Below are 13,891 nucleotides of genomic sequence, written 5' to 3'. Positions count from 1 at the left end.
GAATCGTATTAATATCCCGGATTCTGTGTCAAGTTAGGATTCAGGCTAAGGATATCGGCATAGATGGAGAATACCGTTGTATATCCCGTCTTATCCTCTTGATAATCCAGCGAGCTGGCGGAATGTTTCACGCCTACATAACGGTCTACCGTAGCCTCGGTAAACTTGCCGAAACGGATCAAATCCTGCCGGCGTACGCCTTCCCAAGCTAATTCAAGCATACGCTCGTCTAATAGCGTATCCAGCGTTACGTTTTGTAGCGGTTTGGCGCCTACACGGTTGCGAACTTGGTTCACCTCATCGTCTCCATTCTGTCCCAGACGAATCTTGGCTTCCGCCTTCATCAGCAACGCGTCGGCGAAACGGAAGATCACGCAGTCATTTCCATGCAAGTTTCCACCATCCTGAGCATTTTGGTCGAACTCATATTTAGCCATACGAGCTCCGGCGGTCTTCACCAACAAACCATCGGAGGCATCCATATATACCTTCGGGGCGTTCGGCTCATATTTCAAAGGCACTTTCTGTCCGTCCCATTCCGTATAGATCGTCTTTCCATCCGGGCCGGTCACCTCGCCTGTAAAATAAGTAAGCTTACAACGAGGATCCTCATCCGCCGTACCGAACTTAAACACGTTCATCGCCTTCACCGTAGCGCAAGAGCCATTCCATCCGGATTGGCCGTAAGCGGTTGCATGATCATAATGGCGGGTACGTACCAAATTGTAGTCCTTAGCGTCCGGATAAGCGACCGGGTCCATAGGAACCGTGAAAATATTCTCAACCGAGGTCTCGTTCGCTACGGCGAAATTCTCCGAGAAGTTTCCCTGCAATTTATAGCCCAAAGCCTCCAGCTTATCCACATAGGCGATCGTAGCTTCCCAAGCGTTCATCTCTTTACCGTCAACGGTAAACTTGATGTTCTTTCCAGCCGGACGATTGCCGTCCGTCCAATTGTCGTCCGCATAAACCTCCGCATTCAACGCCAACTTAGCCAAGATCATATAAGCCACCGGCTTGGTAATACGTCCGTAATACTCACCTTTTTGGTTACTGCGGTTATCTGAAAGATAAGGCAACGCCTCCTCCAACTCCGAACGGACAAAGTTAAATACAACGCTACGCTCAGATTGCTTTACCTCAGACATCGGTGTCGTAGAGGAAGTTACCAACGGAACACGAGCGAACAAATCCAACAACTCATAATAGAAAAACGCACGGACCGCACGGACCTCTTCCAGATAAACCTTGAAATATTCCACGTCCGGTTGTTCCTCGGCAAAGGCTTGCAACTTATCAACACTCTGGTTGCATTTTCCGATCTGCTCATACAAGAAATCCCAAGAGTTCTTGGTCAAATCATTCATCGTGCCCCAACGGTGTAAGAAAATATTCTGCCATAAACCGCCATCTTCCCAGTCGCCGATACGGCAAGGAAGCATAGCCTCATCGCTGGAGAAGGTATTCAAGTCATATACATGACGGTCGTTACCCATGATCTTGAACATATTATTGTACAGGCTCGCAACCGTGTTTACATAGACCAACGTAGGGCTTTGGAACGCGGTCTCCTCATCAAACGCGTCTGTAGGACGCTCTTCCAAAAAATTAGAACAGGAAGAAAATGCCGCGGCGGCAGCGGCTATCATAAAGCTATATATAAATTTCTTTTTCATGACTCTTTAAATGGATTTAGAAGTTAACACTCAAACCTAATGAATACGTACGGGATAACGGATAGAAACGTTTGTTATCCATACCTAGGTCATTATTATCTTTATCGACCGTCGTACTGTTAATCATCGGAGACAAGCCGGAGTAACCCGTGATCGTAGCCACGTTGTTCACCGAGAATGTCACACGGATATTCTTCACGTATTTCTCGATCTTCTTGCAATCGATGTTGTAACCCAACGTAATATAATCGATATTCAAATAATTGCCCTTTTCCAACCAATAATCAGAGATCGACTGGTCGTAGATCTTGCTTTCCGGAGCCTTAGCCAACGCGTTGTATGTAGGGAACTGGCTCAAGTTCATATAAGCTAGCGATGTACCGTTGAAGATCTTATGACCGAAAGCGCCGTTCATCTGCGTCATCAAGTCAAAGCGTTTGTAGCGGAAGCTGAAGTTCATTCCCAGATAATATTTCGGCATGGCTTGTCCGGCGATATAACGGTCGCCACCATCATTGGTATCCAAACCCTCTTTTCCATCGATCGTCTGATCCAAGTTGTAGATATAGCGGCCTTCGATAGCGTTTCCATTCTCATCCAAAGCCGGAGTCAAGCCCAAGCAACGAGGAATGTAGAACACTCCGACAGGCTGGCCTACCATCTGATAAACCACACGGTTGTTTCCTACGAAACCGGCACCACTCATACTGGACAGATCCATATATTGTTTCGCCTGCAACTCTTGTCCCATATAAGAACCGCTCAAGGAGTTCAATTTATTCTTCTGGTAAGAGAAATTCACGCCCATGTTGAAATCGAAATCCTTTGTCTTCACGATACCACCGCTTACAGCCAATTCCACGCCGGAGTTGGTCATCTCTCCCAAGTTCGCCAATAATTCCGGATATACGAACGGAGGAACCGGAACTGCGTATTTATACAACAGATCCGTAGTCTTGGAAGTATACCAATCGGCGGTCAACGTAAAGCGGCCATCGAGGATACCAGCGTCCACACCCACATCGAATGTCTTTTTCACCTCCCAACGCAAGTCCGGGTTCGAGTTACGTGTAAAGCCATAGGTAGCGGTAGAATTTCCATTGACGGAAGTCACACCGTTCGGGCTCATCAAAGCCAACGAGTTATAAGCCTCGATAGCATCTTGGTTACCGGTCAGACCATAACCCGCACGTAGTTTCAACTGGCTCAGCCAATCCACGTCTTTCAAGAAAGCCTCCTCATTCAACACCCAAGCGGCGGAAGCGGAAGGGAAGAAGCCCCATTTATTATTCATACCCAATTTAGAGGAACCGTCCGCACGTAAGTTCACGGTGGCGATAAAACGGTTGTCATACATATAATTGAAACGACCCATGAATGAGGCCAGACGATTCTCGTTTTGGAAAGAAGTCACGTCTCCGTATTTCACCGTACCACCCGCTTTCAGATTGTTATAACCGAAGTAATCCGTCTCAAAGCCACGGGCACCGGCGCTAAATCCCGTATAATGATATTTTTGTCCCTCTACCAAGGCCAAAGCGTCGATATGATGTTTCTCATTCAAATCCTTATTATAGGATAACTGGATATTACCCATCAAGATATTCTGCTTATTATCCGCACGGTAACCATGAGCGTCGGAAGTCTGCGTAATCGCTTTCAAATCTTTCGGGATATACTTCATGTTCTCCTTCACGTTATACGTATAAGAGCCGAATGCGCTCAGTTTCAACCCGTCCAAAATCGTCCAAGTCAATTTACCGTGTACGTTCACGTAAGCGTTCTTCTCACGATCCTGTATCTCAAGGCGTCCCAGCGGGTTCTGGATCTCGTTCGCGTAGGGATCCTCATCCCATTTGCCATCCTCATTCTTATGCGTAGGGAAGGTTGGGTTGTAAGTGGCGGCCGAATAGAAAGTTTTCTCATAATCGTTCGTATAATCCACTTGTTTCAAGGAACCGAACATACCGAACTCGATTTTCAACTTATTGTTGAACATATTCTGTGAAGCGTCCAGTTTAGCCGTATAATTCTTCATACCGCTATTCTTGATAATACCCTGTTGATCGATCACGCCTACAGAAGCACGATAATTCGAATCGTCGTTACCCGCGCCGAAAGAGATGTTATGGTTCTGCGTATAACCCAACTGCTCGATCTCGTCGAAGAAATTCGTATTACCTCCCATATCCAGCGGAGTCATGCCTAACGCCTTCGCCGTAGAGCGGAACTCATCGGCGGATAACATCTTCAAGTTCTTATAAACATTACTGATACCGAAGTTGCCGTTATAACTCAACGTCTTCATACCGTTCTTACCTTTCACCGTAGTCACTACGATTACACCGGCGGCACCACGTGAGCCGTACTGAGCGGTCTCGGAAGCGTCCTTCAAGATCGTGAACGTCTCGATGTCGGCGGGAGCGATTGCGTCCAACATGCTCAAATCACCGAATACGCCATCGATAATCACCAAGGGATCATTACCACCGGACAAAGAGGTCGTACCACGTACACGGATAGAAGGCTTAGAGGCAGGGTCGCCACCCGTCTTGGAGATTACCACACCGGCAACCTTACCTTTCAAGGATTCCAACGGCGTATTCACCACACCTTGGTTCATATCCTCTTTCTTGATACGCTCTACCGCACCGGAGATCGTACGCTTGCTACCGGTAGCGTAACCTACTACTACCACCTCGTCCAACGCCTCTACATCCTCGTCCAGAATGATATTCAGGTTCTGCTGTCCATTTACCGGGATCTCTTGTGATTTATAACCGATATAAGAGATGGTCAGAGTCCCGTCTTTCGGAGCTGCCAACGTGAAATTTCCGTCCATATCGGAAATCGTACCATTCGTTGTTCCTTTCACAAGGACACTAGCTCCAATAATCGGATCACCGAATTTAGAGTCTTTCACTACACCTTTTACGGTAATGTCTTGAGCATAACTGCTAAAGGAAAGAAAAAGTCCCAAAAGAAGTAGGAACAGACCTCTTTCCCGCAAAGAGAAGAAATGCTTTTTCATGCTTTACAATTTAAGATTACTAAATTAATTTTATTTATTTCGTTTGCTTGATAAAACAACCAAGAGGGGGAATCCCCCCCTTCTCGGACATAAAATAATCTTACAGGAATAAAGGGCGGGTAAAAGCGGGCCTAGTTGTTATATAATAAATTGATTTGATCATAAAATAGAATACTTTTGTTACATTTGCCTCAATCTTTTATCTAAAGTGGTATGTGTGAGCAATTGTATCTAACGGATGATCGTCTTCTTTTCGATAAGATCAGAGGGGGCAACGCAAAGGCGTTCGAATACGCTTTTCGCAAGTTCTCTCCCCGTTTAGAGGCATTTGCCCAGAAATACACCAACGATACAAACGAGGCGGAGGATATCGTACAGGATGTATTCTTGAAACTATGGGAAAGAAGGGAGTTGCTGGATAACATCTCGCTGGCCTCTTTTCTTTTCATGATGGTAAGGAATAGTTGTCTAAACTATTTAAAACACCGTCAGATAGCCGATTCGGTACAGCAACGGATACCGGATACCGAGACTGCCGAGCGATTATACGCAGCGGATTTCGTACCCGACCCTTCCTCCTTGCTGATCCAAAAGGAACTGTCCGACTCGATCGATCAGATTATGGAGGAACTACCGCCCAAATGCAAGGAAGCGTTCGTTCTCAGCCGTCTGAATGGCTTGAAAAACCGGGAGATAGCGGAACATATGGCTATTACGGAGAAAGTGGTGGAGAAACACATTACCCGTGCCTTGAAACGATTCCGGGATGGATTAAGGCGTTATGCCTTATTACTGGGAACGCTCCTTAGTCTTTGGAAATGGTAATACAGATTTAGTAAAACAGGAAAATGGAGAATAAACGATTCGAACATATAATTACACGGTATCTGAAAGGCAAGGCGACCCCGGAGGAAGAAGCGGAGTTGCTTCAAGCCATCCATGTCTCAAAGGAATGGGAGGCCGCTTTCCGGAAGCGAACCGCCGAATGGAATCCTTTGGAAGAGACTGAAGCCGATCCGGAAACGGACCGGAAATGGAATCGGATCGCTTCGATCATCACGCCCTCGGAATCTCAATCGCAAACCGAAGAGGCACCGGTTATTTCTTTGGTCTCAACTTCTTCCCGAAGAATATGGTTCTCGATAGCAGCGGTGGTCTTACTATTGCTTGTATCCGGAGTTACCGTCTATTTCTTGAATCAAGGCGGAAAAGCGGGAACAGGAAATGCCGAATGGCAAACGATTATAGCTGAGCAAGAGGATCGTTCGATCCTTTTACCCGATGGTAGTTCCGTTTATTTGAGAGAGAATTCCGAGCTAAGCTATCCGGAGGTATTCGCCTCTTCCGTACGAGAAGTGAAAATCAGAGGAGAAGCCTTTTTTGAGGTCACTCCCAATAGCGAGCAGCCTTTTATAGTTGATGCTTCCGGCTTATCGGTCAAGGTACTGGGAACCTCTTTCAGCGTACAGACCTCCGATCAAGGAAACGAGATCTCCGTGATCTTGGTAGAAGGAAAGGTGAGCCTGAATAACGCGCATGAGAAAGAATTGGTACAGTTGCATCCGAACCAAAAAGCCGATTATTTCGTGAATGACGAACATTATACGGTAACGGAAGTTGATAGTGAACGGCTTACCTCGTGGAGAAAAGGGATCATCTTTTATGATAACGCTTCCCTAGATGAAATCGTACGCTTGATCGAACAAACCTATAAGGTCTCACTCATATACACACGTCCGGAAAACGATGATCAACGTTTCTCCGGCGCTTTTCTAAAGACACAAAAATTAGAAACCGTATTACAACAAACCAATAAACTCACGGGTACGAACTTGATTCTTATTCAATGAAGAGATACGCGCCACTGCTGTTAACCTTTCTTTTTCTCCCGCTGCTCTTCTCCTGCTTCGATCTGGAAGAAGACCTATACGACCAGCTGGAGAAAGAGGATTATTATACGGATTATGAATCCTTAATGGCCTCCGTACTCCGTCCTTATGAGCATGCGAAATGGGCGGAGACTAATTTCTCTTTCTGGCTGCAAGAGTTATCGGCGGATCAGCTCGTGATCACCCAAAAACGAGAGCATTGGGAAGACGGGGGCGTATGGCGTATGATCCACCAACATACATGGGACACGTACGAGAAAAACAGTGAGCAAATGTGGAACGCTTGCTACGGAGGTATCGGATATTGTAATAATACATTGGCGGATATCCAAGAGTTATCATATGATAACTTCGGACTCGCAGAGTCCGACAAGCGGCAGCATATCGCCGAGCTTACCGCTTTACGGGCTTATTTCCAACTTTTACTTCTGGATGCGTTCCGCATCCCCGCGATCTCCCTCACGACAGAGGAAGAGGTCGGTTCGGCTACCCCACAAGAAAATTTCCACTTTATAGAAGAGAGCTTATTAAACGCCATCCCCGATTTACCCAAAGCACCCTCTAAGAATTACGAGGGACGTATCACCCAAGGAGCGGCGGCCGTATTATTGATGAGGCTCTATTTTAACGCGTCTTGGTATATCAATATACCGATGTGGGAACAGACCGGAGCGCTTTGCGAACGGATTATCAACGGAGAGTTCGGCACTTACTCTCTCACCTCGGAATGGACTGATTTATGGAACGCGGGCAATCAAGATTGTCCGGAATTAATCTGGTCTTATCCCCAGTCCCGGCAAGTAGGATATGACGATTTTTACTATCTGTTTTTTATGCACTACCAAGCGCCCGAACGATTCGGCTGTGGCAAGGATTTGCCGGCGGCCTATAATGGTTGTCACCTCAGTCCCTCTTACGATCCATCCGGCAAGCCCTACCCTTATACGTTAGGACGCACGTTTTCCAAATTTCCTGATACGGATCTCCGCAAGAAGAACTTCAAGGTACTCTCACAAGGCATTTACGAGGGATTATTCCTCTTCGGACCCCAACAGATATACAATAGCGACCAGCTTCAGTATGGTGCCGAGGAATGGGGAAATTACCCCCTCATTTTCATAGATCAAGTAGCACGTTATTCCGACCATCTATCCGATACGGAAAAGAAAGCGCTCACAGATAAACAATTATCTTCCGATACGCCGTGGATCATACGAGATAAAAGATTCACCTCCCTCGCATCCAATATCAAGACCGGCGAGGAGAATACAGGTATCCGTATCGTGAAATATCCGCTTTATCCATCCGGAGACGTGGGGCTGATGGCGAATAATCTGGTAGTGTTACGGCTAACAGAGGTTTATTATACGCTGGCGGAAGTTTCCTTTCGTCTGGGTAATCCAGCCAAGGCCGAGGCGATCTTGAACCAGATACGCAAACGATACTATGCGCCGGAAGACTGGGAACAAGTACGCTATCCGGAAGATGGCTCCGTCCTTACCGCACAGGAATTATTGGATGAATGGGGACGTGAATTTCTAGCGGAGAAACGAAGACGTACCGATTTAAACCGGTTCGGCCTATTCACGACCGGTATCTGGTGGGATAAGCAACCCTCCGATAGTTATCGCCGGTTCTATCCGATACCTGCCCGGGCGATATCGGCCAATCCCTTATTGAAACGCTCGGAAGGATATATCTATTAACCGTTTAATTCACCCTATGCAAATCAAGATATACATATCATTCTTAATAACGGCTCTGTTCCTTTGCGTCCCGCATACACGGGCCCAAGAGATCGAGGTTCCCATCACCTTGAATGAACATGGGACTCAATTAAGGGATGTATTGCGGAAAATAGAGCAACAATCCCCTTATCTTTTCCTATACAACGAGACTCAGTTGGATATGAAACAGAAAATCAATGAGAAAATAACCTCGCCGGATATCCGTAAAATACTAGACCGGCTATGCGGACCGATCGGGATACGCTATGAGATCATGGACGTACAAATCTTGTTGATGCCTAAGATCGATACAAGGAAGCCCAAGCCCTATCCAGTCCCGGTTACGGGTTATATCACGGATGAGAAAGGGTCTCCCATGGAATTTGTCTCGGTAATCGACCTTCTTTCCGGTAAAGGAGGACTAACGAATGAGGAAGGGTATTTCCGCTTCTTTACGGATAAGGATTCGTGCCGGCTACAAATCTCCCATCTGGCCTATAAGCCGGAGCTAAGGACGGTAGGGCCCGATAACCGTCATTTACAGATCCAATTGATACCGGCCGTCTTTAATTTGGACGAGGTAGTAGCGATCGGCTACGGAACCTTGGCACGCAAGGAGCTGACATCAGCCGTGGGTTATGTATCCTCGGAACGGTTCTTATCCGGGAAGGTCAACAATCCCATCCAAGGCATCAAAGGATTGATCGCCGGAATGAGCATCTCGGGATCTTCCTTGTCCGATATAAACTCGATACCGGATATACAGATACGGGGCGCCGGGTCTATTTTGGCCGGAAACAATCCGCTAGTCGTGGTAGATGGGGTACCCGGAGTATCCTTGAATAGTTTATCACTAGCCGAAATCGCCTCCATATCGGTATTAAAAGACGGATCTTCCGCCGCCATTTACGGATCGAACGGGGCTAACGGAGTGATCTTGATAACGACCAAAAGCGGTAAAAGCTCGGATAAGTTGCAGGCCAATTACCAAACCTACCTAGCGGCCGCTCACGAATATAATAGACCTCGTGTCCTTTCGCCCGAAGCCTTTGTAGCAGCCGGGAGAGACGCTGATCTAGGGTACCATACGGATTGGCAAGCCGCTTTGATACGTTCCTGCCCCTTGGAACAAAATCATGATTTATCCATTCAAAACGGATGGAAAAGCGGGGCGTTCCGTATCTCCATGAATTACAGGGACGGACAAGGACTAGACATTGTATCCTCCCGCCGGGAATACGCCTTACGTACCCATATCAGCCAAAACCTCCTCTCCGGCTATCTGGAGCTAACCGTATCGCTCGCTTACAAAAAACAACATTTGCGCCTAGGTAACCATACAGCTTTCCAACAGGCGATGCTAGCCAATCCTACCGCCCCGATCTATACCGATGAGGAGGAGACGGAGTATCTCTATCCTTCCGGTTTCGAGCGGGATAATCCCGTAGCCTCACTAAAAGAGGAAAACCGGCAACAAGAGAACCAGTTTATGACCGGCTCGCTAACCGCACGGATCAACTGGAGCAAACCTTTTTACTCCACCATTATGCTCGCCGAGAACCGGGAAGAGAGTGAGGAAAATGTCTATTGGACCTCACGGGCCAAAGAATCCGTAGACAATAACCGGAAAGGGCGAGCGGATCGTACCTCTTCCAAATATGTAAACCGGACGCTAGACTGGACCAATCATTACGATAATACGTGGGACCAGCACACGGTCAAAGCGATGATAGGCTATTCATTCCAACGTTGGGATCATTCGGGAATGAACGCCGGAAATGCCGACTTTCCTACCGACTTCTTCACATGGAACAACATAGGCACCGGTTCTTACCTTACCGATGGAAAAGCAACCTTAAGCTCATTCAAGAATTCCAGCAAGTTGATCAGTGTCTTTGCCCGGTTTAATTATTCCTACCGGGACTTATTGATGCTTTCCGCCTCGTTTCGCAGGGAAGGTTCCAGTAAATTCGGGGCGAATCATAAATGGGGCAACTTCCCTGCCCTTTCGGGTGGTATACGCTTGAGCGAGTTACCCGCCTTCCAAACGGAATGGTTGGACGATCTTAAATTCAGGGTTGGTTACGGGGTATCGGGCCGCCATAATTTCTCCCCTTACCAATCGCTAGAGACGTACGCCGGAGCGGGTAAAGTCATGGTAGATGGCAAATGGATACAAGTATTCGGACCTAGCAATAACCCCAATCCGGATTTACGCTGGGAAAAAAGCCTGCATACCAACATAGGCGCCGAGGCGATCTTATTCAACTCCCGCCTCATGCTCTCCTTGAATCTATTCAAACGTACGACAAAAGATCTCCTGTTTGTCTACAACGCGATCAAGCCTCCCATGATCCATGATAATATCACGACAAACGTAGGCACTATCGACTCCAAAGGATTGGAATGGGAAATGAATTGGCTACCTGTGCGTACAAAGAATTTTCAATATTCGGCAAGCCTCACGGGTAGCCTATTGAGCAGTACGCTGAAAAGTCTTTCCAACAATCAGTTCAAACTAGGCTATACCTATCTGTATGATCTTCCCACCCCCGGATTACCCGGCCCGGCTATTCGTTTGGAGGAGGGAAAGCCAATCGGCTCCTTTTTCGGTTGGCGCTATGCCGGAACCGACTCCGAGGGTAATATCTTGGTATGGAGCAAAGACGGGAGAAAGATCCCGACCACGGAACGAACCGAGGAAGACAAGAATTTTATCGGCAACGGCGTACCGAAAGTGCAGCTCTCTTTCAGCCATACGTTTACTTGGAAGAATTTTGATTTACGATTGTTTTTCACCTCTTGGCTGGGGTACGACCTGTTGAATCTGAAACAAATGTACTACGGGCTACAAAACGTACCGGTTACCAATCTTTTAGAAGATGCTTATACCCGTAACAACGCCATCAAGGGAGACAAGATCTATTGCGATTATTTTCTTGAGAACGGTAATTTCCTGAAATTAGAAGAATTGACCTTGGGATATAAAATTCCTCTCCCAGACAATAAATGGATTCAATCGTTACGCTGCTATTTCTCGGTAAATAATGTATTTACACTTACCGGATATACCGGAGGCGATCCCGCTAATATCAACGTGAATGGCGTAGAACCCGGTATCGAGACCACTTCCATCTATCCTGTAGCCCGTACCTTCACGCTGGGATTATCCGTCCAATTCTAAAGGCCTCCACTGCAAGCCGGGTTGCAGTAACACAACCCGCAAGGCTCTATCCGGGAAACCTGTAGTCAATATTTATTTTGTACGAAAAGCAAGCGCAAAAGGAACAACCTAATCAGTTAATCCCTAACTTTGTGAGCCTAAACAGTAGAAAACATGGTACAAAGATTCGATTACTTAGTGATAGGCTCAGGAATCGCCGGTATGAGTTTCGCTCTGAAAGTAGCCAATGAGGGCAAGAGCGTAGCACTTATCTGTAAAGCCGGACAAGAAGAAGCCAACACATATTTCGCACAAGGAGGTATCGCTTCCGTAACCAACTTGAAAGTAGATAATTTCGAGAAGCACATAGAAGACACGATGATCGCCGGCGACTGGATCAGTGACCGGGCAGCCGTGGAGAAAGTCGTGCGCGAGGCCCCTGCCCAGATCGAGGCGCTTATCCGATGGGGAGTTAATTTCGATAAGAAAGAAAGCGGAGAATTCGATCTGCATAAAGAAGGAGGACACTCCGAGTTTCGTATCCTGCACCATGCCGACAATACGGGAGCCGAGATACAGACGAGCTTGATAGAAACGGTAAACAACCATCCCAACATCACCGTATTCACGAACCATTATGCGGTAGAGATTATCACCCAGCACCATATGGGCATTATCGTCACCCGCCATACCCCCGGTATCAAATGTTTCGGTGCCTATGTATTGAACGAGGATACGGGCGAGGTACATACTTTCTTGTCAAAGATAACCGTTATGGCGACAGGCGGTTGCGAGGCCGTTTACCGGAATACGACAAACCCGCTGGTAGCTACCGGAGACGGTATCGCCATGGTTTACCGCGCGAAAGGCTCCGTAAAAGATATGGAGTTTATCCAGTTCCACCCGACCGCCTTGTATCATCCGGGCGACCGTCCCTCTTTCCTCATCACCGAGGCGATGCGCGGATATGGAGCTGTATTGAGAAACCTTGGCGGCGAGGAGTTCATGCATAAATATGATCCCCGTCTTTCCTTGGCTCCCCGTGATATCGTAGCCCGTGCGATCGATAGCGAGATGAAACAACGGGGTGAAGACCATGTCTATTTGGACGTGACGCACAAAGATCCGGAAGAGACGAAGAAACACTTCCCCAATATCTATAAGAAATGCCTCAGCTTAGGGATCGATATCACGAAAGATTACATCCCGGTAGCCCCTGCGGCCCATTATTTATGTGGAGGTATCAAGGTAGACTTAAACGGGCAATCCAGCATCCGTCGCCTATATGCGATCGGAGAATGTTCTTGTACCGGCCTGCACGGTGGTAACCGCTTAGCTTCAAACTCATTGATCGAGGCAGTTGTATATGCCGACGCCGCGGCAAAACACTCATTAAGCGTCATGGATCGCTATGAGTTTAACCAAGATGTACCGGAATGGAACGATGAGGGAACGATCACCAATGAAGAGCGTGTATTGATCACTCAAAGCATGAAAGAGGTAAACCAGATCATGGAAGCGTATGTAGGTATCGTTCGTAGTAACACACGTTTGATCCGTGCGTGGAACCGTTTGGATATTTTATATGAGGAGACAGAGAGCCTTTTCAAACGTTGTAAGGCATCCCGTGAATTATGTGAGTTGCGTAATATGATCAATGTAGGTTATTTGATCACTCGTCAAGCGATGGAACGGAAAGAGAGCCGGGGATTACATTATACGATTGATTATCCGCCGGTTAAATAATTGAAAATTGAGAATTGAAAATTGAGAATTACTAACTATGTTAATTCTCAATTTTCAATTCTCAACTTTTAATTATCAATAGTTCTGTTTCATCGGTTCGAAATAAGCTTGCGGATGAGCGCATGCCGGACAGTTAACCGGAGCTTTCTTGCCCTCGAATACGAAACCACAGTTGCGACATTGCCACAAGATAGCCTCAGCTTTCTCAAATACCGTACCTGTTTCTACATTATTCAATAACTTACGGTAACGATTCTCATGCTCTGCCTCTACCTTAGCGATCATCTTGAAAGCTACAGCGATAGCGGGGAAACCTTCTTCCTCTGCGATCTTAGCGAACTCAGGATACAATTCAGCCCACTCCTCATTCTCACCAGCTGCCGCGGCTGCCAAGTTCTCAGCGGTTGTTCCGATTACGCCCGCAGGATAAGAAGCGGTAATCTCAACCATTCCACCTTCCAAGAATTTAAAGAAACGTTTAGCGTGTTCCTTCTCTTGCTCGGCTGTTTCCATGAAAACACCTGCGATTTGCTCGTAACCTTCTTTCTTGGCTACGCTAGCGAAAAATGTGTAACGACTTCTTGCCTGAGATTCTCCGGCGAATGATTTCAATAAATTCTGCTCGGTACGTGTACCTTTAATACTTTTTTCCATAATGC

Annotated in this window: 8 protein-coding genes; 5 read left to right on the top strand and 3 right to left on the bottom strand. The window is 46.9% G+C overall.

Features of this window, described 5'->3' with window-relative positions:
• Window positions 1-8: 8 nt before the first annotated feature.
• Both ACESPU_RS07855 and ACESPU_RS07850 read right to left on the bottom strand, forming a co-directional pair.
• Window positions 9-1,676, bottom strand: a complete 1,668-nt coding sequence (locus ACESPU_RS07855) for a RagB/SusD family nutrient uptake outer membrane protein (RefSeq protein WP_036616454.1) — start codon at window positions 1,674-1,676, stop codon at window positions 9-11.
• A gap of 16 nt (window positions 1,677-1,692) precedes the next feature.
• Window positions 1,693-4,707, bottom strand: coding sequence for a TonB-dependent receptor (locus tag ACESPU_RS07850; protein WP_005863703.1), 3,015 nt, complete (start codon window positions 4,705-4,707; stop codon window positions 1,693-1,695).
• 213 nt (window positions 4,708-4,920) lie between these two features.
• Here ACESPU_RS07850 and ACESPU_RS07845 point away from each other — a divergent pair, with 213 nt between their 5' ends.
• From ACESPU_RS07845 to nadB, 5 genes are all read left to right on the top strand, one after another.
• On the top strand, window positions 4,921-5,532 hold the full coding sequence (locus tag ACESPU_RS07845; protein WP_008778949.1) for an RNA polymerase sigma-70 factor: 612 nt from the start codon (window positions 4,921-4,923) through the stop codon (window positions 5,530-5,532).
• 23 nt (window positions 5,533-5,555) lie between these two features.
• On the top strand, window positions 5,556-6,557 hold the full coding sequence (locus ACESPU_RS07840) for a FecR family protein (RefSeq protein ID WP_259013260.1): 1,002 nt from the start codon (window positions 5,556-5,558) through the stop codon (window positions 6,555-6,557).
• Window positions 6,554-8,302, top strand: coding sequence for a RagB/SusD family nutrient uptake outer membrane protein (locus tag ACESPU_RS07835; protein WP_122378748.1), 1,749 nt, complete (start codon window positions 6,554-6,556; stop codon window positions 8,300-8,302). The genes ACESPU_RS07840 and ACESPU_RS07835 overlap by 4 nt, the downstream gene beginning before the upstream one ends.
• Before the next feature lie 16 nt (window positions 8,303-8,318).
• Entirely contained in the window at window positions 8,319-11,507 is a 3,189-nt protein-coding gene (locus ACESPU_RS07830) for a SusC/RagA family TonB-linked outer membrane protein (RefSeq protein ID WP_373133245.1), read from the top strand.
• Between the two features lie 153 nt (window positions 11,508-11,660).
• Window positions 11,661-13,232, top strand: a complete 1,572-nt coding sequence (nadB, locus tag ACESPU_RS07825; protein WP_057327032.1) for an L-aspartate oxidase — start codon at window positions 11,661-11,663, stop codon at window positions 13,230-13,232.
• 75 nt (window positions 13,233-13,307) lie between these two features.
• On the opposite strand, the gene rbr is transcribed toward nadB, so the two are convergent.
• Window positions 13,308-13,886, bottom strand: coding sequence for a rubrerythrin (gene rbr / locus ACESPU_RS07820; protein ID WP_008777696.1), 579 nt, complete (start codon window positions 13,884-13,886; stop codon window positions 13,308-13,310).
• Window positions 13,887-13,891: the final 5 nt, after the last annotated feature.

This window comes from Parabacteroides sp. 20_3, from assembly GCF_964238835.1.
Classification (GTDB): Bacteria; Bacteroidota; Bacteroidia; order Bacteroidales; family Tannerellaceae; genus Parabacteroides; species Parabacteroides distasonis.
This window is presented reverse-complemented; position numbering and strand designations above follow the sequence as displayed.